This is a genomic window from Microlunatus speluncae (assembly GCF_009299835.1).
Classification (GTDB): Bacteria; Actinomycetota; Actinomycetes; order Propionibacteriales; family Propionibacteriaceae; genus Microlunatus; species Microlunatus speluncae.
In genome coordinates, this window is sequence record NZ_VKCZ01000001.1 from 37,370 (window position 1) to 61,524 (window position 24,155).

Below are 24,155 nucleotides of genomic sequence, written 5' to 3' on the forward strand. Positions count from 1 at the left end.
GGTTCTGTCCATAGCGGGGCTAAGCACCGCAGATTCTTCGATCTTCGGCGAATCGCCTGCCGACTTCGCGTCGGGGCTGAATGCTTGACCGGGAATCCACCCCCCAGGAGGTACGCAGTCATGGTGTCACCGATGCATCGTGGGCGAGCTCGAAGGGCGGCAGCGGTCACCACCGCGTTCGCCGTCACCCTCACCGGCCTGATCGGCCTGTCCACGACGACCGCGGGCGCGGATCCCGCTGCGGGATCGTCCCAGCGACTGGCCCGGGACACCCGAGAGGTCCCGGCCGAGGTCCACAAGAATTCCAAGATCGATCTCAGCCGGGCCGAGCAGGAGGCGTTCGAGGACAGCGCGCCGGCGGCGAAGCGCCGGGCCGCGCCGGCTCCGGACGACGGCGCCACCGGGACTCCGGTCGGCGGCAGCAAGAACTGGCTGGTGCTCGGTCTGAACAACAGCTACAGCCCGGCCGGCTACACGCTGCGCGGGATCGGCGACAAGATCGAGATCTGGGTCCAGAGCGACATCAATTATCCGGCCGGCGACTGCCGTAACGACGGCGTCCGCAACGTGATCACCGACGCCCAGGTGCAGTCCATGATCACCGAGTTCGACGGCAACATCCTGCCGAAGGAGTCCGAGGTCTTCTCGGTCGCGCCGGAGCGGGACGGCACCCAGTCGATCGACGTCGGCTTCGGCGCTCCGCTGTGGCAGCTGATCGGCGGCGGCGACCCGAACTACTTCAAGGGCGACGGCGACAAGACCGTCGTGCTGGTCAGCAACGTGCGGGACGAGAACTTCTACGAGCCGACCAGCCCGGCCGGCTCGACCTACATCGCGGGCTTCTTCTCGCCGCTGTTCAACGAGGGTTTCGATCGCAACGTGATGACGATCGACTCATACGACTGGCTGCACCGCACCGGCGCCAACCCGCCGGACGAGACGCCGGGCGGACTGTGCAGCCCGAAGCAGGCCGCGCGACCGCACGACTACGAGGGCACCTTCGCCCACGAATATCAGCATCTGCTGGAGTACTACGCCGGTCCCGGCGAGCACACCTGGCTGAACGAGGGCCTGTCGGACTACGCCCAGACCGTCGTCGGCTACGCCGATACCACGCTGCCGTACGGGGCGGTCGGGGCCGACAGCCACCTCACTTGCTTCCAGGGCTTCCTGGGGTCGGACTCGTTCCCGTACTGCGGGGCGGAGAACTCGCTGACCCGCTGGGATGATCAACCGAACGAGGGCCTGGCCGACTACGGCGCCGCGTACAGCTTCGTCACCTACCTCGCCGACCAGTTCGGCGAGGGCGTGATCACCTATCTGCACAACGCCGACGCTCCCGGGCTGCGGTCGCTGCAGGACTATCTGGACGACAACGCGCCGGGCCTGAAGACGGCCCACGTGGTGCACGACTGGGCCGCGCAGATGGCCGTCGACCGGCTGGCCGACCAGGGCGCCCGGGGGCTGAGCCGAGACGAGAAGAATCGGTTCACGTCCAAGCAGCTCAACTCGGCGATCGACTGGGCCTGGACCGGCTCCTTCGATTCGCCGGGCGCGCCGGCCAACGGGTCGGACTATGTGCTGGCGATCGCCGACCGTCCGGTGACCGGACTTTCCGCCCGGTCGCTCGACTTCACCGGCGCGAAGCGTTACGCGCCGGATCCGCTGGAGTGGGTGATCAACGACGACGCACTCTGGGCCGGCGAGGGCGATGATCTTGATCGGTCCATCGTTTATCCCGTCTCGGTGCCGGCCGGCGGTGGGGAACTGACCCTCTCCAGCCGGTACGACATCGAAGCCAACTGGGACTTCGGTCTGGTCCAGGTGTCGACCGACGGCGGCAAGACGTACACCACCATCGGCAACGACAACACGACCTCCGAGCACGCCGACGGCGCCGACCCGGCGATCGTCGCCCAGCTGCCCGGCCTGACCGGCCTGAGCGACGGCTACCAGCCGCAGAGCTACGACCTGTCCGACTACGCCGGCCAGGAGGTGCTGGTCTCGTTCCGCTACATGACCGACGGCGCGGCCAACGGCAACGGCAGCGGCGAACCCTCCGGCTGGTGGATCCGCGATGTCACGCTGGACGGCACGGTGATCACCGACGGCAGCAGCCTGGAGGGCGGCCGGTCCGCCAGCCAGGTCAACCCGATGCTGGTCGCCGACTGGCGGCTGCAGCTGGTCGGCTGGACGCTGGACGGCAAGACCGTCCGGTATGCCGATGTGCCGCTGAGCAAGGCGCACAAGGCGAGCCTGAACCAGAGCGAGCTCCGCCGGCTGCTCGGCCGGGTCGACCGGATCGGGGTGATCGTGACCGTCGACGATCCGCAGGAGTTGGCCAACAAGAACGCCAACTACAAGCTCAAGGTCAACGGGGTGCTGCAACCCGGCGGCCAGGGCAACACCGCCCCGCTCGCCGACGGGGCCCTGGCAGCGGGGAAGGCGCCGGTGTCGCACCGGCTGAAGGTCACCATCGGCTGACCCTTGGCCGAGGGGTGATGTCGCAGATCTGACAATGGTTCGCCGAAACGGCTCGATCAGGGCCCGATTCGCGAACGAGCGTCAGATCTGCGACATCACCCCGGAACCGAGATGCGCCGGCCTGGGTGCTTGCGTATTCTGTCCCTGGCCGAGCGATCGGTCGTTCCCCGGTTGGTCTGCCGGCAGGGCCCGCCTGACTTTGAATCAGGATCAGCGACGAAGGTTCGACTCCTTCCCGGGGAGCTGGAAAGTTCAGTCGACCTGCCGGAGTCGGCGCTTGTGCTTGAATCCGACTCCGCTGAAAAGCCGTCGCTTGTGTCATGCGCCTGTCCTACGGTCGGGGGATGTCGGAGCGCGAAGTCAGGGCACCATCCGATGTCGACCGCCGTCAGCATCTCGCCGCGCTGCACAGCGCGTGGGCGACGCCGCTGGACGTCGTGGCGGCGGTGGTCGGGGAGGTGACGAAGGCGCCGGTCGTGGAGTGCCGCCGCGTCGTCGACGGCGAGGTGAACGAGGTCTACGACGTCACTGTGGAGCGGGGCCCGTCCCTGATCGTGCGCATCTCGCACAACGGATCCGAGGATCACGACCGGGAGGCGTGGGTCCTCGGCGAATGCGCGTCGCGGGGCATTCGGGCACCTCTGGTGCACGCTCTTCGTCGCGTCGAGGTCGGTAGCGAGCTCCGGTCCGTCATGGTGATGGAGAAGCTGCCCGGGGAGCGACTCGCCGACCTCGATCCCGGCGAGGTCGACGTTCGCCGCGCGCTCGAAGAGGTCGGGGCCTGGCTGAAGCAGCTCCACGCCATCCCGGTGAACGGCCTCGGGAGGCTCAACGGCTCCGGCGTCGGCACGTTCGAGACCTTGGAGGAGTGGCTGGCCAACGTGATCACGGAGGCGAACACGTTCGAGGACGCCGGCCGTTCGGCCGGATTCGAGCCGGCGACGGTCCGCGGTTGGCTCGGCGAGATCGTCGACGCGTTCCGCGCAGCCCCGCCTCGGATGATCATGAGCCATAACGATCTCCTGTCCGTTCACGTCCTGGTGCACGACGGGAGGTTGTCGGGGATCATCGACTTCGGCGTGGCCGCCGCCGAACCCGCGGCGAACGACTTCGCCCTGTGGGACTTCCGAGAAGGGAGGCGCTTCCCGGTCGAGTGGATCCAGGTCGGTTACGGTGACCCCTCGTTGTTCGAACCGCCGAACGATCGCACCTACCGTGCGCTCTGGCTCCTCCACGGGCTCTGGTATCTGCGCCACTACCACGTGACGGGATTCCCTCCCGGCGTCGTAGCCGGCCGGGACCGACTGCTGAGGGGACCAGAGCGCTAGCCTGAACGATTCGACGGTGCTGCCGACCACCGGAGACTGCGAACCGGGAAGGACGAATGACGAAACCAGCCGACGCCCGAGGTCAGGGTGTGTTCCCGATCTTCGTGTTCTTCGACTGGCACAACACCCTGTCCACCACCCCGTTCTGGGACTCGATCCTCGGCAACGAACGGCATCCCCTCGCCAGGCGCTTGAACGTCGCGGTGGAGGACTTGTTCCGCGGGCGCAAGGAATTCGTCTGCGCCTGGATGCGCGGCCAGGTCACCGACGAACAGGTCATCGAAACCCTGAATGTCCGGCTGCCCCGTGGATACAAGGACGACTACCTCCTGCGAGAACTCCTGCGAGGCTGCCGCAACACGAAGATCGATCCGGCGATGGCCGACATCGTCCGCGCCGTGCGCGACCGCGCGTTCGTCGCCGTCGCCAGCGACAACATGCCATGCTTCGTCGACGCCCCGCCCCGCGTGCTCACCGGCGACCTGCGGATGGACGAGTTGATCATCTCCTCGTCGGTCGGGGTGTTGAAGAAGGAGTCGCCGGACCGGTTCTTCGGGCCGACCCTGGAGCGCTTTGGCCTCACCCCGGCCGACGCTGTCCTGATCGACGACTGCGCCGACACCTGCCGGATCTTCCGCGCTTGGGGCGGATCCGCCTACCACTACACGGAACCGGGGCGACTGCGCGCCGATCTTGCGCAGCTGTTGCCCGAACTCGCCGGTGTTTCGATCAAGGCGATGCCGTCTGTTTGACCGACTCGATGATCGGGCCGATCTTGTCCAGAAACGAGTCACCGTCCTCGAACCAGACGCGATGTCGTTTGCCGTAACCCCAGATGATCAGCCAGTCGGCTAGGGCGTAGATCGCCAACCGCTGGGCGGCGCCCGGTCGTAGCGGATGGTGAGCGGTGTAGGCGTCGAGGAAGGCCCGGCGCTGCTCACCCGTCCGGACCGTCCGCAGCATCCGGACGAGGTCCTCCTCGCCGTCACCGAAATAGGCCTCGAACAGGTCGAAGACGCCCGTGACGACGAAATGATCATCGGCCGGTTCGAGATTGAGGTTGCCCGGCCTGAAGTCGTGATGGACGAGGACGGGCTCGAACGGCTCGGCCAATGGCGCGACGCATTCCTCGAGCACGTTGTCGATGAACAGCTCGTCCTCGGCCAGCAGAGCATTGACGTCGCGGCACCCGGCCCGGCACCGCGCGAGGCGTTGCAGCACCCAATCCGGGTAGTCGGGCAGCGCCGTGAACGCGTCCAGTTCTGCGTCGTACGGTCCGAAGAACGGTGACCGCGTCTCGTGCAGCCGTGCCAGGGCTTCCCCGCAGGCGGCCGCGATGGCGGTCTGCTGGTCGCCATCGGTCGAGTCCCACACGGTGGAGCCGTTCGAACCCGGAAGCCTGGGCATGACGGCATACGTCCACCCGAACAGCTCGATGTCCTCGCTGATCTTGTACGGCCACGGGGCGGCCAGCGACGACTGATCATGAATCAGCCGCGCCACGCAGCGTTCCTTGGTGAGCTGGCCGTGACCGTGCGGGTGCCCGCGCATCGCATATTCGCCGGCCGTCGTCGTGAGGAGCACGATCTGGCCGAACAGGCCCGTGGGCGCCGGCTCGGCGGCGAGGACCCGGCCGAGCCCGAACTCGTCGGCGACGGCCTGGAGCTGAGCGCCGTTGATCACGCCGAGTCTCTCGGAGTACTGGCGAGGCTTGATCATTTTCGACGGCTCGCTCTGTCGGCGGTGCTCGGGATCGGTGAAGTCGGGATCGAGGGGCATGGTGATCACGTGTTCCTTCCGCGTACGACCTGCGCGGAAGTGAACCGGACCCCGGAAACAGAAGAACCCGGAGCACGTCACCACCACGCGGCTCGCTGAGAGTCGCTGTGGTCGAGTGCTCCGGGGGAGTGCCCCGGATCTGACCTTGGACCTGCAACCTAACAAGGTCCGGCCGCCGGTCAGCAAGTGAATTTCCGCAAGACCGGCCCTGCCTGAGCCCGTGGATGCTCAGGAGGGCCGGTCCGGGCCGATCGTCGGAGAGCGTGCTACTCGGTGCACTCACTCCAGTTGCTGGGCACCGCCGGCAGCCGGGTCACGTGCGCTCCGTGGACCCAGTAGCCGTTGTTCAGCAGATACCAGGTTCGGGACCCGTAGACACTCTGGCTGGACTCGTGGCACACGACGGTGAGTTTGGCGCCCTTGCCGGCGACCCCGTACAGCCGGTCCTTGGTGGACGGTCCGTGCCGGAGGTTGAGGGCGGTGTCGGCCCGGCCGATCCCGAACTCGGTGTCGAACTCCGGGCAGCGTTTCGGTGCGGCGCCGAGATTGTCGACGTAGCGGGCCGAAACCCAGCCCTTGTTGCCGCTGAGCGCATACCACAGCCGGTTGCCGTCGACCCGGGTCGACGGCACCTTGCATTCGATGGTGATCGTCCGGCCTTCGGCGATCGTTCCGGTGCTGCCGGCGTGGGTCGTCGGCGCGCTCCGGACGGCGAGGCCGCCGTTGGCGATGACCTTTCCCCGATAGGTCGTCGCAGCCTCGGCCGGGACGGCCGTGGCGAAGGCCGTGATCGCGATTCCGGCGGCGGCCGTCAGTGCCGCGAGCCGGCGAATCCCTGGTGCAACCCGCATGTCTCCTCCTTGGGACGTGGATCCTGATCGATTCGGATTCCCTGTGCCCGCTATACGCCGAAGGGCCTCCGGAGGGTTGCGTCCCGGGTCAGGATGTCGGCCCAGATCGGGGCGGCGTTGCGCATCTGCTCCTGGATCAGTCAGCCAGAAAGATCATCTGACCAGGTCTCATGCTGCTTCTCGCGGCGCAGCTCCGCCCGGTGCCCAGGGCTGCTGATGCGGCCCTGGCGGCCGCACGACCCGAGCACCGGGCGGAGGCTGGGGCTAAGAGCTGTACAGGATCCCGCCGTCCAGGGCGGTCGATTGTGCCGGGCACTTCGACCACGAGTACGAGTCCACGCTGGGCGTGGACCACCCTCCTGCTGACGTGTGAAAGACGGGGCCACCGTCCCAGGGCTTACAGATGGCCGTCGACTTGTACTTGCCGGACCCTGACTTACACGATGAGTACCAGCCGTTCTTCACCACGTATCCGTGGCAGTCGGTCGGGTATCCGCTCTGCGGCTCGGCGGGGACGGGTGCCGCGGCAGCGCTTGTCGCGGAGGTCACTCCCATGATCGCGGCGGCCGCGACGCCGGCCGCGACCATCAGCGCACGGCGGGCACCGGCGCTCTTTCGCTTATCTGCTGGGGTTACTGACATAGCGGTCTCCTTGTCGGTTCGTGGTCTGACGCCTGATCCCACTGATCACCAGGTCCGGGTTTCAATGGCGGCACCGTCGTCGGCCCGAACCTTCTCTTCCCCCCAGCAGTAGGCGTTGGACTGTCCGCCCTGCCTCCAGCCGCCGTACCGGTGGAAGGTTCCCATCGGGCCTTCACAGATGGCGATCGCGCGGTACGAGCCCCCGTTCGCCTCCACGCATTGGGCGCTCGTGTAGTCGCGGAACTCGTCGATGGCGGTGTGGCAAGAGCCCGGCCACCCCATGGCGCCCGCGCCGCCGCCGGCCGATGCGGGTGCAGCCTGCGCGGGCGCGGAGACCGCGACCATCGCAACGGCGGCGACACCTGCCGCGAATGCCCCGACCCGGGCCATTCGGAATCCATTCCTTCGTCCCACAGTTCCTCCTCAATCGGTGGGGCTCCGTGACTCCAGTGGTCCCGAGCCCTGCTCCCACCATCACGATCGGACGACAGCCGAACAACGCTTTGAACGAACTTTGAAATCGTTCTCGCGACGAGAAAATGTGTCGCACCCTTGGTGGGCATCGGGAAGGATGCGCGGGGAAGCTCATCGAGGGCTGGCTGCCTTGATGATCGACTTCAGGCGAGGGGAGCGGGCATGGGGGCACGCAAGGTGCTCGACATCGCGGTCAGTGACGACCTGGTGGAGCGCTGGCGTGGCTGGTTCGCGCCACCTCGCCAGCCGTTCCCGTTGGATCCGCTGGATCCGGCGATTGCCGCGTCGGTGCCGGTCGTCGAGGGGAATCCGACCGATGAGGTGACGGATACGTTCTCCGTGTACCGCGGGACGTGGACCTGGTTGGACGAGGCCGAGTTCGATGCGTTGCCGTACCGCAGCCGTCGGGCCCTGTTGGCCGCTCGGCGCCGAGCGGCCAGGCCCAAGTTCATGCCCGCCTGGCCGTCGGAGCTCGCCCGCGAGGGAGACGAGCTGCTGCTGCGATGGGTTGCGTCGCACCGCAGACCCAGCCAGCACGCTTCCGTACCCGAATCGGTCTGGCGGCGGGCCAACCGGCTGCTGCCCGAGGCGAAGCGGCTCGCCGGGACCTTCCCGGCCAGCGGGTCCGGGCCGAACTGCTTCGGCAATGTGCTGGCCGCCGCAGGGGTGCCGGACACCGAGACCGTCAAGGTGTTCCCGGACCAGTTCCAGACCTGGCTGGACCGGCAGACCGAACCGGTCCGCGGGACCGGTCATGATCATGAACCGGGCACCGTCCTGTACTGGACCGAGCACGGGCAGCTGGCCCACGCTGCGCTGACGGTCGGGGACGGGTGGGTGCTGAACAAGCCGTCCCAGGCTTGGTCGTGTCCCCGGTTGGTCTGGACCGTGCGTGATCTCATCAACGGCTGGAAATACCCCACGACCCGCCTCTATCGGCGCCGGATCACCGGCTGAGTGGGGTGATCCCTCTCGACCCGCTGCCGGCCGTGGGGCGACTACCAGTCGCAGACGGTGCCGTCCGGCAGCCGGGTGGACAGCTGAACCTCGGTCTCGGTGCCGGGGTGGGCGGCGGCGACGGCCTCGTCGATCGCGGTGCCGAGGCCCGGGCCGGAGGGCGGCAGGGCGTGGCCGTCGGCGAACTCCAGGGGTTGGGTCAGGATGTCGGCCCAGATCGGGGCGGCGTTGCGCATCTGCTCCTGGATCAGCCAGTTGGAGGTGGCCATCGCGAAGTGCAGGTTGTGCGCGGTGGCGATCGGGCCGAGCGGATTGTGCGGGGCCAGGGTGACGCCGAAGGCCTCGGCCAGGCCGGCGATCCGGCGCAGCTCGGAGTGCCCGCCGGCGTGGCAGATATCCGGCTGCAGCACGGCGACGGCGCCGGTCCGCAGCACCCGGAGGAACTCGCCGCGGCCGACCAGTCGCTCGCCCAGGGCGATCGGGATCCCTGCCCCGGCAGCGATCGCGGGCAGTTCCTCGACCAGTTCCGGCTGCACCGGCTCCTCGAGGAACCACGGCCGGTACGGCCTCATCACGCCGGCGAACGCGATCGCCGCGGCCGGCGTGCAGCGGCCGTGCAGATCGATCATGATCTCCACTTCGTCGCCCACCGCATCCCGGACGGCGGCCAGCACCCGGTCGGTGGCTCGTAGCGCGGCGCCGGACGGCAGCCCGCCGCCCATCGGCACGGCCAGCACCTTGACCGCGTCGAAGCCGTCCTCGACGCTGCGCCGCGCGCTGTCGGCGAAGGCTTCGGCGGACAGGTCGCCGTAGACCGCCTCCGGGTCGCCGCCGCCGAGGTGGTCGTACAACCTGATCTTGTCCCGGACCCGGCCGCCCAGCAGCTCGTAGAGCGGCACCCCGAGCGCCTGCGCCTTGAGATCGTGCAGCGCCTGATCGATGCCGGACAGGGCGCTCATGGTGATCAGGCCGCCCTTCCAGAACTGCTGCCGGACCAGCTTCTGCCACAGGTGTTCGATCCGGTACGGGTCCTCGCCGATCAACAACGGCACGAAGTCGCGGACGGCGCCGACGATCGAATGGGTCCGCCACTCGGTGCTCGCCTCGCCCCAGCCGACCAGGCCCTCGTCAGTTCGGATCCGCACGAAGACCCAGTTCCGCAGCCGGGCGTCGCAGACGATCGTGTCCACCGCGGTGATCTTCATCTCAGCTGCCTCCCGGGACCGATGTCGACCGTTGACAGTACGCCATCCGGTCGGGATAACGTAGGAGTGAAAGCTACTGTCAGTCAGTGAAAGAAGATCACCATGGCCGTTCCGGACGGATTGCAGAGCGTCGACCGGCTGACCAGCCTGCTCGACGCCGTTGCCGCCGAGCCGGGCCCGCTGGCCGTGATCGCCGCCCGGGCCGGGCTGAGTGAGCCGACCGCCCTGCGCTATCTGAACAGCGTCGTCCGCAACGGTTGGGTCGAACGCGACCCACGATCGCGGCACTACCGGATCGGGATGCGGCTGTTCGCCCTGAGCCGGTCCGCGCTCGGCCGGCAGGGCCTGATGGGCCTGGCCGGCACGGCGATGGCGACGATCGTCGACACCTGCGAGGAGACCGCCACCCTCGGCGTCCGGACCGGTGATCAACTGGTGATCGCCCACGCGGTCGAGAGCCGGCAACCGATCCGCAAGGGGGCCACGATCGGCGAGACCGACGCCTGGCACTCGACCGGACTCGGCAAGGCGATCCTGTCGACGCTGCCTGAGGCCGAGGTGCGGGAAACCCTGCGCCAGTACGATTTCGAGGCCACCACCCGCCGCACGATCACCTCGGTCAAGGCATTGTTGTCCGATCTGGCCACGGTGCGCGGCCGCGGCTACGCGATCGACGACGAGGAGTCGGTGATCGGCTTGCGCTGCGTCGCGGTGCCGGTCCGTGATCACAGCGGGACCGCGCGGTATGCGCTCAGTGTCAGTGGACCGAGTGATCGGGTGCCGAGCTCGCGACTGGGCGAGCTGGCCGGTCTGCTGCGCAAGCAGGTCGATCATCTCGAGCTCTTCCTCGGCTTCGAATAGGCCGGAACCTTGATCATCAATCGACGAAGGGAACGACTGTGAGTGCAGACGGGGGCGGCGGATCGCTCGCGGAACGAGCCCGGGCCGCGATCCCGGGCGGCGTGAACAGCGGGCAGCGCAGCGTGCCAGGGATCACCGACCTGGTGATCACCCGGGCCGAGGGATCCCGGTTCTACGACGCCGACGGCAAGGCCTACACCGACTACCACGCGGCGTTCGGGCCGCAACTGCTCGGCCACAACGATCCCGACGTGAGCGCGGCCGTCGCGGCCGTCACCCGTGAGGTCGACCTGTGCGGGGTCGGCGTGACCGAAGGTGAGATCCGGTTGGCCGAGTGGCTGATCGAGCTGGTGCCGAGCTTCGAGCAGGTGTTGCTGACCAGCACCGGCAGCGAGGCGACCTTCCATGCGCTGCGGCTGTCCCGTGCGGTGACCGGGCGGCGGCTGGTGGTGAAGTTCCAGGGTTGCTACCACGGCTGGCACGACGCGGTCAGCCTCAACGTGATCTCCGCCGCCGAGGCCCTCGGCCGACCGGATCCGATCTCGGCCGGCATCCTGCCCGAGGTGCTCGAGGCGACGGTGGTGCTGCCGTTCAACGATGCGCAGGCGGTCCGCGAGTTGTTCGCCGAGCACGGTGATCAGATCGCCGCGGTGATCGTCGAGCCGGTGCCGCACAACATCGGATGCGTGCTGCCGACCGACGAGTTCTTGATCACGCTGCGGGAGCAGACGAACCGCAGCGGCGCGATCCTGATCTTCGACGAGGTGATCACCGGCTTCCGGCACGCGCTCGGCGGCTGGCAGGAGATCAGCGGCGTCACGCCCGATCTGACCACACTGGGCAAGGCGTTCGCCAACGGCTTCCCGCTGGGCGCGATCGGTGGTCGGGCCGATCTGATGCAGCAGTTCAGCTCTCGGCCCGGCGGCTCGGCCTTCTTCGCCGGGACCTACAACGGCGCCCCGGTCGTCGTCGCGGCGGCGCTGGCCACCCTGACCAAGTTGACCGAGGAGCCGGTGCACGCGCACACCTTCCGGCTCGGCGAGCTGGCCCGGACCGGACTGCGCGAGGTGTTCGCCGAGCTCGACGTGCCCGCGGTGGTGACCGGCTACGGTTCGATCTTCGTCAGCTACTTCATGCCCGGCGACGCGCCGCGGAGCTATGCCGATCTGCTCGCCAATCGGGTCGAGCTGTTCGTCGGCTACCGGCGCCGGCTGATCGAGCGCGGCATCTTCGAGCTGCCGCTCAACCTGAAGCGGAGCCATGTCTCCTACGCCCACACGGAATCCGACATCGAGCAGCTGGTCGAGGCCACCGAGCTGGCTGTCCGGGAGACGCTCGCGGAGCGGCCGGAGCTGGCCGCGGGTGCCTCCACCATGGGCGGGATCCGGTGACGTTCATCGATCCGGAGCGGGTGATCACCTTCTGGGGGCCGACCGCCGCCTCGCCCCGGTTCGTCGAGGCGCCGGTGTTGCGCTGGCAGCCGACGGCGCCGGCAACCCGCTACGAGGTGGCGGTCGCCGATCCGGAGCGGGTGGTCTGGCGGACCTCGACCACTGCGGCCGAAGTCGATCTTGTCCAGGCCTGGCCGGCGCTGCCGCTGGGTGCGGTGGATGTGCTGGTCCGCGGCTTCGATGATGATGATCATGAAGTGAGCGTCCGCGGCCACCGCCGGTTCTGGCGGGTGCCGGGCTTCGACGGGGCGCTGCCGCCGGCGGCCGACTGGGAGGGTGCTGTCCACCGGGCGATCGACTACCTGCTCGGCCCGGCCCGGGATCGGGTGTACGACTACGAGGCGGAGGCGCCGCGGAGCGTCTGGTCCTCCTTCGAGGACAGTGCCACCGGGCTCCGCGGGCAGCTCGGCTTCCCGTCGCTGCACAACCCCAGCTTCGTGCTCGCCCTGCTGGCGTACGCCGATCGGTTCCCGACCGCGCCGGCGGCGCCGATCGCGGAGCGGCAGGCGCTGGCGTACGGTCGCTGGCTTGTTGATCATGTGCTGCCGGACGGCTGGCGGTGCGCCGGGCTGTCGCCGTCCACCGTCGAACGGGGCCGGGTCGGCGGGCTGGTCGAGGGCGGCAACATCACGCTGTTCCGCTCGGCCCGGGTCGGCGAGGCCATGCTCCGGCTGTTCGCCCACACCGGCGACGATGTCTACCTGCGGCGGGCTCGGCGGATCGCGGCCGTGCTGCTCGAACTCCAACAGGACAACGGATCCTGGCCGTATCGGGTCGATCCCAAGACCGGTGCGATCGCCGATGCGTACACCTCGGCGGCGATCACGCCGATCCGGCTGTTCGCGATGCTGGAACCGCTTGGCGACGACGCCGACCGGCTGCGCGCGGCCCGGCAGCGGGCCGAGACCTGGCTGCTGAACGGGCCGATCAGCGACGGTCGCTGGGAGGGGATGTACGAGGACGTGCCGGCGGTCGAGCCGTGGACGAACCTGCAGAACTGGGACACCAACGAGACCATCCGCTATCTGCTCGGGCCCGACTGCGAGCTGCCGGACCGGGTCGCTCACGCCGAAGCGCTGAATGCCTACATCGAAGATCAGTTCGTGGTCTGGAGGCCGGAGGAGTCGCCGGTCCAGGTGCGCTGTCCGACCCCGGCAGTGATCGAGCAGTATCGCTGCTACCACCCGATGGAGGTGCACACCGGCAACTGGCTGGCATCGCTGCTGGCGTTGCACCGGGCCACCGGGGACGACCGCTACCGCGCGAAGGGCGTCGCCGCGGCCAACGCCATCGTCGCCGGGCAGCATGATCACGGCGCCCTGTCCACCTGGGGCTTCGACACCCGCTTCGGGACGCCGCTGCAGCCCCGCAACTGGCCCGGCTGCAACGCGGTCGCGGTCAGCGCCCTGCTGCACTGGTCGGCCTATCAGGCCGACCCGGTCGGGTATCGGCCGAGCGCCTGGGCGGTCTGAGCAGGTCATGATCAGGAGAGGATGTTGATCATGGAACCACCGACGTGGGAGCCGCTCGCCGCCGCCGGCCGGGCCGGGGTCGCGACCGCCGACATCACCCCACCGGAAGGGATCCTGGCCCGCAACTGGGGTGCCGCCGACCGCGACACGGCCGCCGGCGTGCATCGCCCGCTGCGGGCGACCGCGCTGGCGATCGGTCCGGCCGAGGGAGCCGACGAGCGGGGCCCGTACCGCTATCTGGTGTCGGCCGATCTCGGCTGGTGGCGGAGCGCCGCGGACGAGCGGCGGGTCCGGTCGGCGGTGATCACCGCGCTCGGCTGCGACCCGGCCGACCTGCTGATCCACCTGGTGCACACCCATTCCGGTCCGACCCTGTCCGCCGCCTCGCCCGAGTTGACCGGTGCCGACCTGGTGCCGCCGTATCTCGAGCTGCTCGCCGACCGGATCGCCGACGTCTGCCGCCGGGCCGCCGCCGCGGCGGTGCCGGCGACAGCGACCTTCGGCACGGCACGCTGTGATGTCGCCGTCGACCGGGCGCTGGTGGTCGACGGCCGGGACGTGGTCGCCTTCAACCCCGGGGCGGCCGCAGACGACACGATGCTGCTCGGCCGGATCACCGCCCGGACCGGCGAATCAGTCGCGACCATGATCAACTACGCCTGCCACCCGACCACCCTCGGCTGGCAGCCGCCACTGATCAGCCCGGACTGGATCGGCGCCGCCCGGGAACTGGTCGAGGACGAGACCGGCGCCCCGTGCCTGATCCTGCAGGGCGCCTCGGGCGAGCTGAGCCCCCGCGAGCAGTACGGCGACACCGAGCTGACCGATCGGGTCGGCCGCGCCATCGGCCACAGCGCCCTGTCCGGCCTGACCGCGATGCCGCCGCCCGGCAGCCGGCTCGCCCTGGACGAGGTGATCGAATCCGGCACGGCCCTCGGCCTCTGGAGCCCGCAGCCCGCCGCCCCGCCCCGAACCCTGCGCTCGACCCGGCGCACCGTCGGCCTCCAGGCCCGACCCGAACCGTCGCCGGAGGAGCTGCAACACCGCCATGCCGGCATCAACCCCACCGCCGCCGCCGAACGCCTCCGCCGCGCCGCCCTGGTCCGCACCGGCTATGTCACCGGCGACGTGGCCGAGCATCCGCTCTGGCTCTGGCAGTGGGGCGACGCGATCATCGTCGCGCAGCCGGGGGAGCCCTACTCCTGGCTGCAGACCGAGCTCCGCCGCCGCCACCCCGGCCGCGCGATCTTCGTCCTCAACTGCACCAACAGCCCCGGCTTCGTCTACCTGCCCCCGGCCGACGTGTACGAGCGCGATGTCTACCAGGTCTGGCAATCCGAGGTCCTGGCCGGCAGCCTGGAACGCCTTGCCGACGCCGCGGACGACGTGATCAGGTCTTGGGCCCAGCCGAGTTGATCGGCGCGAGATAGCGGTCAACTTGGCCGGGTAGTCGCGGCCAAGTTGACCTGCATCATCTCCGGAACCCCAGCACCCGAGCGCTGAGACCCCGCGCCTGCCCTTCGACAGGCTCAGGGAACGAATTCGCTCAGTCGGGAGTCCCCACCGCGGGGTTCAACAATGGAGAGGCGCTGGCCGTTAGGTTGGGCCGATGGAGCCGCCCAAGCTGGAGTGTCTTTGCATCGATGCGCGGGATCCGGCGCGGCTGGGGCGGTTCTGGGCCGGGTTGCTCGAGACCACGGTGGAGGAGTCGGCGGCGGGGACCCGGTTGGCGTACCCCGGGCTGGACGGGTTCTACCTCGACTTTCTCCCGGTTCCGGACCGGGAGGAGCGACCGCACCGGCTGCATCTGGACCTGGCCGGCGGTGATGGTCGGGACGCGATGGTGCAGCGGGCGCTCGGGCTCGGGGCCGAGCACGTCGACATCGGGCAAGGGACCGAGACGCCGTGGACGGTGCTGGTCGATCCCGAGGACTACGCGTTCTGTGTGATGCCGGACCGCAGGCTGCGCGGCAGCGACGAGCCGATGTATCCCGATTCCGGGCCGATCGGCGGCATCCCGATCGACGCCGACGACATCGACGCCGCGGCGACGTTCTGGCAGGCGGCGTCGGACTGGCAGCCGTGGCCGCCGCTGCCGGCGACCTTCCGACATCCGTCCGGCGTCGGACCGCTGATCGGCTTCACCGAACCGGTGGAACCCAAGCGCGGCAAGAACCCGATGCACCTCGATCTCCGGGTCAGCGCCGGCGGCGACTTCGACGCCGAGCTGACCCGGTTGCTCGACCTCGGCGCCCGGCGGCTCGATCATGACTGGGGCGACCTGCCCTGGACGGTGCTGCTCGACCCCGGCAACAACGAGTTCTGCCTGCTCCGGCCGCGAACGGGACCGGAGTCGCCGGAGCTCGGGTGAGACCCACCGGCTCGGGAGACCTGGTCGGAGGTGGGCGCCACCTCCGCGGTCGGGACGTTCGGCTCCTCCGCTACGCTCGCCCGAACAACTTTGCGGGGACCCCGGTAATGTGACCCGGCGGAGGACACTCCCGACAAGAGCCCAAGGAGCCCGTGTGAATTCAGCCACCGATGCGCCCTCGGCGGCCACCTTGGCGGCCGTGATCATCCTCGCCGCAGGTGAGGGCAAGCGGATGAAGTCGGCCCGCCCGAAGTTCCTGCATGCGGTGGGCGGCCGGTCCATTCTGCAACGCGTGCTGGACGCGGCGACGGCCCTGGAGCCGGAGCATGTCGCGGTCGTGGTGGGGCACGGCCGGGAGCAGGTCGAGGCCCACCTGGACGAGGTCGCACCGCACGCGGTGCGGGTGGCCCAGGGCGACGAGGCGTACGGCACCGGCTACGCGGCGCAGTGCGCGATGGCCGGTCTGCCGGAACTGCACGGCGACGTGGTGATCACGGTCGGCGACGCCCCGCTGCAATCGGATGAGGCGCTGGCGGCCCTGATCAGCACCCACCGCGCGGCGGGCGCCGTCGCCACGGTGCTGACCGCGACCGCTCCCGATCCCACCGGCTACGGCCGGATCGTGCGCGCCGCCGACGGATCGGTGACCGCGATCGTCGAGCACAAGGACGCGACGGACGAGCAGCGCGCGATCGACGAGATCAATTCCGGCATCTTCGTGTTCGAGGCCGAGACCCTGCGCGACGGCCTGTCCAAGATCAGCACCGACAACGCCCAGGGCGAGCTGATGCTGACCGACGTGATCAAGATCGCCACCGATAATCATCAGCCGGTCGCCGCGCACCGGGTGGACGACTTCTGGCTGACCGAGGGCGTCAACGACCGGGTCCAGCTCGGCCGGCTCAACACCGAGCAGAACCGGCGCATCTGTGACCAATGGATGCGGGCCGGCGTGACGATCATCGACCCGGCGACGACCTGGATCCACGAGTCTGTTGATCTTGCCCCCGACGTCACGCTGCTGCCCGGCACGGTGCTGGAGGGCGCGACCTCGGTCGGTGCCGGCGCGACGATCGGACCGGACACCACGCTCACCGACGTCGAGGTCGGCGCCGGTGCCACCGTGATCCGGACCCACGGCTCGCTCGCGGTGATCGGCGCCGAGGCGACCGTCGGCCCGTACGCCTATCTGCGGCCCGGCACCGAGCTCGGCAGCAAGGGCAAGATCGGCACCTTCGTCGAGACCAAGAACGCGATCATCGGCGCCGGCGCCAAGGTGCCGCACCTCACCTATGCGGGCGACACGACGATCGGTGAGGGGGCCAACATCGGCGCCGGGACGATCTTCGCCAACTACGACGGCGTCGACAAGACCAGGAGCACGGTCGGCCGGCACTCCTTCGTCGGCAGCGGCACGGTGCTGGTGCATCCGCTGGAGATCGCCGACGGCACCTACGTGGCGGCCGGTTCGACGATCACCGCCGATGTCGAGCCCGGCGAGCTGGCGGTGGCTCGCGGCCGGCAGCGCAACATCCCCGGCTGGGTCGCCCGCAAGCGGGCCGGGACCAAGACCGCGGCGGCCGCGGAGCAGGCGCAGGGCCGAGCCGGCGATTCGGTACCAGAGCAGGGAAAGGACGGGCTGTGACGGGGGTCAAGAAGCCCAACGAGAAGCACCTGATGCTGTTCTCCGGGCGCGCGTATCCGGAGCTGGCCGACGAGATCGCGCAGCTGATGCACGTCGACATCGTGCCGACCAGGGCACTGAACTACGCCAACTCCGAGATCTATGTCCGGTTCGAGGAATCGGTCCGCGGCTGCGATGCGTACGTGATCCAGAGCCACGCCGCCCCGGTCAACGAGTGGGTGATGGAGCAGTTGATCATGGTCGACGCGCTGAAGCGGGCGTCTGCCAAGCGGATCACGGTGGTCGCGCCGTTCTATCCGTACGCCCGCCAGGACAAGAAGCACGCCGGCCGGGAGCCGATCTCGGCCCGGCTGATCGCCGACCTGTACAAGACCGCGGGCGCCGATCGGCTGATGTCGGTCGACCTGCACGCCGCGCAGATCCAGGGGTTCTTCGACGGCCCGGTTGATCACCTGTGGGCGTTGCCGGTGCTGTCGGACTACGTCCAGTCGAAGTACGACACCGCCGAGATGACCGTGGTGTCGCCGGATGCCGGCCGGGTCCGGCTGGCCGACATGTGGACCGACAAGCTCAACTGTGCGCTGGCGATCATCCACAAGCGGCGCGACCCCAACCTGGCCAACACCGTCGCCGTGCACGAGGTGGTCGGCGAGGTCGAGGGCCGGGTCTGCCTGCTGGTCGACGACATGATCGACACCGCCGGCACGATCTGCCAAGCGGCCGAAGCGCTGATGGAGCGCGGCGCGAAGTCGGTGATCGCCGCCGCGACCCATCCGGTGCTCTCCGGCCCGGCCGTGGACCGGTTGATCGGCTCCGCCTTCGAGGAGGTGATCGTCACCAACACGCTGCCGATCCCGCCCGAGCGCCACTTCGACCGCCTGAAGGTCCTCTCCATCGCCCCTCTGATCTCCCGCGCGATCACCGAAGTCTTCGAGGACGGCTCGGTGACCTCCCTCTTCAACGGCCAGTCCTGACCCACCCGTAGCCCAACAAACGCGGCAGTTCCACTCATCCGCGGCAGTTGCAACTGCCGCGGATAGCTGGAACTGCCGCGTTTGCGCTCGGGGCCATGAGGGGCGGCGGGCCGGGGAGCAGGGAGTGGGGTTGACTTCTGGGCGGGCCTGTAAAACGATTCAATTTCTTGGATGGGCTCGGTGTGGAGGTACGGGATGGCGGACGTGACGGATCGGGAGACCTCGGAGCTGCTGCCGCCGCACCGGCGGCGGCAGACCAGGATCGGGCTGGTCTCCGGCGGGCTGGGCGCCTACTGGCCCCAGTTCCCCGGGCTGCTGGAGCAGCTGCAGGACTCGGCCCGCTACGTCACCGAACGGTTCCAGGGGATGGACGCCGAGGTGATCGACGCCGGCTTCGTGTCGGACGCGACCGACGCCGGCAAGGCGGGCGAGAAGCTCCGGCTCGCCGACTGCGACCTGGTGGTGATCTTCGTCGCCACCTACCTGACCTCGTCGATGGTGCTGCCGATCGCGCAGAAGGCGGGCGCGCCGGTGTTGATCATCGATCTGCAGCCGAGCGAGAAGATGGATCACGGCACGTTCGACACCGGCCAGTGGCTGGCGTACTGCGGCCAGTGCCCGATCCCGGAGATCGCCAACGTGTTCCGCCGGGCCGGGATCGGCTTCCGCTCGGTGTCCGGCCACCTGCGGCAGGAGAGTGCCTGGACCCGGATCGGCCGTTGGATCGCCGCCGCCGGCGTCCGGGCCCGGCTGCGGGAGGCCCGGCACGGCCTGATGGGCCACCTCTATCCGGGCATGCTCGACGTCTCCACCGATCCGACCACGGTGTCGACCACGTTCGGCTCGCACATCGAGGTGCTGGAGTTCGATGATCTTCGCGAGCGCGTCGCCGAGGTCACCGACGCCGAGGTCTCCGAGCGCGTTTCCCTGGCCCGCAAGCTGTTCCAGCTGGACGCCAGCGTCGAGTCCGATGATCTTGACTGGGCCGCGAAGGTGTCGGTCGGTCTGGATCGGCTGGTCGCCGACTTCGACCTGGACTCGGTCGCCTACTACCACCGCGGCCTGGCCGGCGAGCTGCACGAGCGGCTGGGCGCGGCGATGATCTTGGGCTCGTCGCTGCTCACCGCTCGTGGCATCCCGATGGCCGGCGAGTACGAGCTCCGTACCTCGATCGCGATGTTGATCTCCCAGTCCCTCGGCGCCGGCGGCTCGTTCACCGAGATCCAGGCCATGAACTTCGACGACAACGTCGTCGAGATGGGTCACGACGGTCCGGCGCACCTGGCGATCAGCGCCGGCGATCCGCTGCTCCGCGGACTCGGCGTCTACCACGGCAAGCGCGGCTGGGGGGTGTCGGTGGAGTTCGACGTCAAGCACGGGCCGGTGACCACGATCGGGCTGGGGCAGGATCCGGACGGCAGCTACGTCCTGGTCACCTCCGAGGGCACGGTCGTCGACGGGCCGCTGCTGCAGATCGGCAACACCACGTCGCGGGTCGACTTCGGCGGCGACCCGGGTGAGTGGGTGGACGCCTGGAGCCAGACCGGCATCGGCCACCACTGGGCCCTCGCCGTCGGGCACCGGGCGGCCGAGATCAAGGCCACGGCCGACCTGCTCGGTCTGCCGCACCGCTCCGTCGCCCTGTGAACCCGGCTCGGGGGTTTGAAAGGATCACCCCATGATCGCTGCCGAGCTGGGACGACTGTTCGACGATCCGCCGCGTGACTTCGGGCCGACACCGCTGTGGTGGTGGAGCGGCGGCAAGGTCACCCGGGAGCGGCTGGAGTGGCAGCTGCGCCGGTTCGCCGACGGCGGGATCTACAACCTGGTGGTGATCAATCTGGCGCCCGCCGGCCCGACCTTCGGGGCGATGGCCGACGACCCCGCCTGGTTCAGCGAGGAGTGGTGGGACCGGTTCGAGTATGCCTGCCGGATCGCGCGCGAGCTCGACCTGAAGATCTGGTTCTACGACCAGATCGGCTTCTCCGGCGCCAACATCCAGGGCCGGATCACTCTTGATCATCCGGAGGTGACCGGGCAGTCGCTGCGCCGGAGCGAGGTGATCGCCGCGTCCGGACGGGTGCCGTTGCGCGGCGCGGAAACCCTGCTCGCCTGCTACGACCACGCCGGTCGCCGGGTCGATACCGCGGCCACCGGAGCCGTGGCCGCGCCGGACGGGGCGGCACTGACCGCGATCACCGTGGTGCCGACCGCCTTCGACTACCTCAACCCGGCCGCGGTCGAGTTGTTGATCGACACCGTCCACGGCGAGTTCGAGCGTCGGCTGCCGGACTACCTCGGCACCGTGATCCCCGGCAGCTTCCAGGACGAACTGCCCGCCACCAACGCCTGGAGCGCGACCTTCGCCGAGGAGTTCGAGCAGCGGACCGGGTACGACCTCCGTGATCATCTGGACAGCCTGTTCCGGAGCGGGCCGGACGGCGAGGCGACGGCGGCGAGCAAGATCAGATCCGACTACTACGCGGTCCGGTCGGCGCTGACCGAGGAGGCGCTGTTCCGGCCGCTGGGGGAGTGGCACACGAAGCGCGGGCTGCTGCTCGGCGCCGACCAGAGCCATCCGGCCCGCGCGGGCTTCCCGACCCAGTCGACCCAGCTCTACACCGACTACTTCCGCACCCACCGCTGGTTCAACGCGGCCGGCAGTGATCATGACGGCGACTCCAAGGTGCACAGCTCGATGGCGCACCTCTACGGGCATGACCGGGTCTGGCTGGAAGCCTTCCACTCCAGCGGTTGGGGCGGCACCCTCGAGGACACGTATGACTGGCTGCTGCCCTTCCTGCGCAGCGGCGCCACCCTCTACGACCCGCACGCCAGCTACTTCGACACGGCGGCCGGCTGGTTCGAGTGGGCACCGCCGTCCACCGACTGGCGGCAGCCGTACTGGAAGCAGTATCGGTCGTTCGCCGAGGCGGTGTCGCGGATCTGTTCGATCATGACCTGGGGCGACTACGACGCCGACGTCGCAGTGCTGCATCCGACGACGACGGCTCAGGCGACCGTGCCGATCGACCTTCCGGTGCAGCATTTCGGCGACGGCCTGCTCGGCGATCCGCACGCGGCCGCGGATCGGGCCCAGCAGACCTACCTGGCGCTCTGCGGCGTCAACAACTGGCGGCACTGGCAGGGCGGATTGCTGGACGCGGCGGGGATCGCGTTCGACGTGATCGACGACGCCTCGATCCAGGTCGCCGACCTCGACGAGGGCCGGCTGTCCGTTCGCACCCAGCGCTACCGGACGGTGATCCTGCCGCAGACGACGGTGCTGGAGACCGCCACCGCCGAGGCGCTGGCCGACCTGCTCGACACCGGCGGCCGGGTGATCACGATCGGCGAACCGCCGACGACGGCCGCCGGGCTCGGCGGTGAGGATCTGGTGGTCCGCCGGCTGGCTGAGCACCCGCGGCTGATCAAGGTCGCCGATGCCGCGGCCGCGGTCGCCGGGCTGGATCCGGCGGAGCAGCACGTGGCCGGCGACCTGCCGCTGCTGGTCCGGCGCTCCGGCAGCACCGGCGTCGCGTTGATCACCGGAGTCCATCCGAACGCGAGCCAGCAGCCCGACGGCCCGACCGGCCGCTGGACCGACGACTTCGACCGCAGCCGGTACGCGAGCCGCCGGCAGCTCAGGATCCGTGCCGAAGTGGCCGAGGCCGAGGTCTGGGACCCGGCCGGCGGCGAGCGTCGCCCGGTGCTGATCACGGCCGCCGGCGACGGCACGACCATGATCGACATCGACCAGCAGGGCGCCCCGGCGCTGCTGCTGGTCTGGCGCGAAGGTGCCGCCGAGCCGACCGGCTCCGCGCCCTCCGGCTCCGCCCCGGCCGAAGCCGAACCGGCGGCGACCGGAGGCACCGCCGACCTCAGCGACGGCTGGACCGGCACCCTGGTGCCGACCCTGGACAACAGCTGGGGCGATCTGGCCCGCCCGGCCGGCCGGGAGCTTGATCAGCTCGAGCTCTGGCACGTCGAGGCCGCCGACGGAGACGGACCGTGGCAACCGAGCCGGTCCGGCTACGGCCAGCGGGTGATGATCAACACCGGTCCGGCGCCGGAGCCGCTGACCGTGGCTCAATGCGACCAGATCGCTGCCGGGGCAGGGGAGTTGGCCGGACCGGGCTGGCAGCCGTACGTCTTCTCCGCCAGCCGGGGCGTCGAACGCGACCCGGTCAGCCCGCTGGGCGGCAAGGGCCTGGTGCCGGCCGAATTCGTCCAGGCCCCGAACCCCGAGCCGGGCGAACAGACCACCGTGCGCGCGGTGTTGCGGCTTGATCATCGGGGCCCGGCCGACCTGGTCGTCACGGCCAGCGCGGCCAAGCGGGTCAGCTGGAACGGCGTGCCGCTGGCGGCGCCGGATCACTACGCTGCGGTGCACCGGGTCCCGGTCGACCGGGAGATCAACATCCTCGAATACGCGCTGACCGAGACCCGGACCGCCGGCCGTCGGTCGGAGGCCGGGTCCGGCTTCACGCTGGTGCCGCCGGACGGCTACGGCCCGCGGCCGGAATACATGGCCTTCGGCGACACCGGGGCGAGTGGCGAGCCGGCGATCAGCGACGGCCTGATCACCTTCTCGACCACGATCAGCCTGGCCGAGGCCGCGACCACCGCCGCGCTGGTGGTCGGTGCGGCCGGCTCGGCCACGGTGCTGATCGACGGGACCGTCGTCGGTCGGCAGGAGAAGGTCGAGTACTACGACTGGGGCGCCCGGCCGATGTATTTCCGGCACGACGTGACCGGGCTGCTCGGCGCCGGTGATCATGTGCTGGCGGTGCGGCTGGAGTCGTCCGACATCACCGATCTGATCTTCGTCGACCTGGTCGCCCACACCGAGGCCGGCCCGGTGGTCGCGGTCAGCGGTCCCGGCTGGACCTGCACCACCGCCGGCCAGTCGGCGCCGTCCGCGGTCCGGCCGGAGCAGTGGAATGCGATCGAGACCATGCACGCCGGGCACCGGCCGCATCCGTTGCGGCGCGCGTCCTGGCTGCGCGGCGAGGCCGAGGTCGGCGTACCGTCACTGGACTTCGACACCGCCGACTCGGCCGCGGCCCGGCCGCGACGTCTCCGCACCCGGGTGCCCAGCGGCACCGCCCGGCTGCGGGTGCCGCTGCGGGTGCCGGCGGAGATCACCATCGACGGCAGCGCGCAGACGCCGGACCCCGACGGCTGGATCACCCTGGCCGACCCGCCGGCCGCACCGGCGTGGCTGGAGTTGATCACTGAACCGGTCGCCTTCCTGCCCGGCGCCTCGGTGCTGGACGGCCCGATCGAGGTCGAGCACCGGTCGGCGCCGATCACCCTCGGCGACTGGCGCGGGCTCGGGCTGGGCGACTACAGCGGCGGCCTCAGCTACCGGCGCACGCTCGAGGCGGGCGACCGGCCGCGGACGCTGGACCTCGGCGACCTCCGCGGCAGCGTGGACGTGCTGCTGGACGGTGAACCGGTCGGCTCGGCGTTCTGCGCCCCGTTCCGGTTCACCCTGCCGCCGACCGAGCGGCCGGCGGAGTTGGAGATCGTCGTCTACAACACCCTCGGGCCGTATCTGCACGCGGCCACCTCGACCACCTGGGTCTTCCCGACTCAGCTCTCGTCCGGGCTGTACGGTCCGGTCACCATCGATCGAACCTGAGACAGTTAGGTAAG

General features: G+C 69.6%; 17 protein-coding genes and 1 tRNA gene. 14 read left to right on the forward strand and 4 right to left on the reverse strand.

Features of this window, described 5'->3' with window-relative positions; all coding sequences use genetic code 11:
- The first annotated feature begins 132 nt into the window (after positions 1 to 132).
- The 4 genes from FNH24_RS00165 (at position 133) to FNH24_RS00180 (ending at position 4,564) form a co-directional block, all read left to right on the forward strand.
- Entirely contained in the window at positions 133 to 2,484 is a 2,352-nt protein-coding gene (locus FNH24_RS00165) for a M6 family metallopeptidase (protein ID WP_161605938.1), read from the forward strand.
- A 164-nt stretch (positions 2,485 to 2,648) separates the two neighbouring features.
- Positions 2,649 to 2,727 (forward strand) — tRNA-Gln (locus tag FNH24_RS00170).
- Positions 2,728 to 2,828: 101 nt separating this feature from the next.
- Positions 2,829 to 3,812, forward strand: a complete 984-nt coding sequence (locus FNH24_RS00175; RefSeq protein ID WP_161605939.1) for a phosphotransferase family protein — start codon at positions 2,829 to 2,831, stop codon at positions 3,810 to 3,812.
- A 56-nt stretch (positions 3,813 to 3,868) separates the two neighbouring features.
- Positions 3,869 to 4,564: an HAD family hydrolase gene (locus FNH24_RS00180; RefSeq protein WP_152360119.1), complete on the forward strand. Its 696-nt coding sequence runs from the start codon at positions 3,869 to 3,871 to the stop codon at positions 4,562 to 4,564.
- On the opposite strand, the gene FNH24_RS00185 is transcribed toward FNH24_RS00180, so the two are convergent.
- From FNH24_RS00185 to FNH24_RS00195, 3 genes are all read right to left on the reverse strand, one after another.
- On the reverse strand, positions 4,542 to 5,591 hold the full coding sequence (locus FNH24_RS00185) for a phosphotransferase family protein (RefSeq protein ID WP_246186714.1): 1,050 nt from the start codon (positions 5,589 to 5,591) through the stop codon (positions 4,542 to 4,544). The genes FNH24_RS00180 and FNH24_RS00185 overlap by 23 nt on opposite strands.
- Before the next feature lie 266 nt (positions 5,592 to 5,857).
- Positions 5,858 to 6,442 carry an SH3 domain-containing protein gene (locus tag FNH24_RS00190; RefSeq protein WP_152360121.1) on the reverse strand — a complete coding sequence of 195 codons (585 nt, stop codon included), beginning with the start codon at positions 6,440 to 6,442 and terminating at the stop codon, positions 5,858 to 5,860.
- 687 nt (positions 6,443 to 7,129) lie between these two features.
- Positions 7,130 to 7,474: a hypothetical protein gene (locus FNH24_RS00195; protein ID WP_152360122.1), complete on the reverse strand. Its 345-nt coding sequence runs from the start codon at positions 7,472 to 7,474 to the stop codon at positions 7,130 to 7,132.
- Between the two features lie 246 nt (positions 7,475 to 7,720).
- On the opposite strand from FNH24_RS00195, the gene FNH24_RS00200 reads away from it, so the two are divergent.
- Positions 7,721 to 8,515, forward strand: a complete 795-nt coding sequence (locus FNH24_RS00200; RefSeq protein ID WP_152360123.1) for a hypothetical protein — start codon at positions 7,721 to 7,723, stop codon at positions 8,513 to 8,515.
- A 41-nt stretch (positions 8,516 to 8,556) separates the two neighbouring features.
- Here the strand turns inward: FNH24_RS00200 and dgoD are convergent, their stop codons facing one another.
- Positions 8,557 to 9,720 (reverse strand): galactonate dehydratase, encoded by a 1,164-nt coding sequence (gene dgoD / locus FNH24_RS00205; protein WP_152360124.1) that lies wholly within the window; start codon positions 9,718 to 9,720, stop codon positions 8,557 to 8,559.
- 102 nt (positions 9,721 to 9,822) lie between these two features.
- Here dgoD and FNH24_RS00210 point away from each other — a divergent pair, with 102 nt between their 5' ends.
- The 9 genes from FNH24_RS00210 to FNH24_RS00250 all read left to right on the forward strand — a co-directional run bounded on the left by FNH24_RS00210 (position 9,823) and on the right by FNH24_RS00250 (position 24,141).
- The gene (locus tag FNH24_RS00210; RefSeq protein ID WP_152360125.1) at positions 9,823 to 10,581 is read left to right on the forward strand and encodes an IclR family transcriptional regulator; all 759 of its coding nucleotides are present in this window, start codon (positions 9,823 to 9,825) and stop codon (positions 10,579 to 10,581) included.
- 38 nt (positions 10,582 to 10,619) lie between these two features.
- Positions 10,620 to 11,972, forward strand: a complete 1,353-nt coding sequence (locus tag FNH24_RS00215) for an aspartate aminotransferase family protein (RefSeq protein WP_152360126.1) — start codon at positions 10,620 to 10,622, stop codon at positions 11,970 to 11,972.
- Positions 11,969 to 13,504: a hypothetical protein gene (locus FNH24_RS00220; protein WP_152360127.1), complete on the forward strand. Its 1,536-nt coding sequence runs from the start codon at positions 11,969 to 11,971 to the stop codon at positions 13,502 to 13,504. Before FNH24_RS00215 ends, FNH24_RS00220 begins: the two co-directional genes overlap by 4 nt.
- A 30-nt stretch (positions 13,505 to 13,534) precedes the next feature.
- On the forward strand, positions 13,535 to 14,920 hold the full coding sequence (locus FNH24_RS00225; protein WP_152360128.1) for a hypothetical protein: 1,386 nt from the start codon (positions 13,535 to 13,537) through the stop codon (positions 14,918 to 14,920).
- A gap of 193 nt (positions 14,921 to 15,113) precedes the next feature.
- The gene (locus tag FNH24_RS00230; protein ID WP_152360129.1) at positions 15,114 to 15,875 is read left to right on the forward strand and encodes a VOC family protein; all 762 of its coding nucleotides are present in this window, start codon (positions 15,114 to 15,116) and stop codon (positions 15,873 to 15,875) included.
- Positions 15,876 to 16,029: 154 nt separating this feature from the next.
- Positions 16,030 to 17,520 carry a bifunctional UDP-N-acetylglucosamine diphosphorylase/glucosamine-1-phosphate N-acetyltransferase GlmU gene (gene glmU, locus FNH24_RS00235; RefSeq protein WP_281350969.1) on the forward strand — a complete coding sequence of 497 codons (1,491 nt, stop codon included), beginning with the start codon at positions 16,030 to 16,032 and terminating at the stop codon, positions 17,518 to 17,520.
- 32 nt (positions 17,521 to 17,552) lie between these two features.
- Complete coding sequence (locus tag FNH24_RS00240; protein ID WP_246186716.1) at positions 17,553 to 18,494, forward strand: ribose-phosphate diphosphokinase; 942 nt, start codon at positions 17,553 to 17,555, stop codon at positions 18,492 to 18,494.
- A gap of 195 nt (positions 18,495 to 18,689) precedes the next feature.
- Positions 18,690 to 20,141: an L-fucose/L-arabinose isomerase family protein gene (locus FNH24_RS00245; RefSeq protein WP_175047851.1), complete on the forward strand. Its 1,452-nt coding sequence runs from the start codon at positions 18,690 to 18,692 to the stop codon at positions 20,139 to 20,141.
- A gap of 31 nt (positions 20,142 to 20,172) precedes the next feature.
- Complete coding sequence (locus FNH24_RS00250; protein WP_152360133.1) at positions 20,173 to 24,141, forward strand: hypothetical protein; 3,969 nt, start codon at positions 20,173 to 20,175, stop codon at positions 24,139 to 24,141.
- The last annotated feature ends 14 nt before the right edge of the window (positions 24,142 to 24,155 follow it).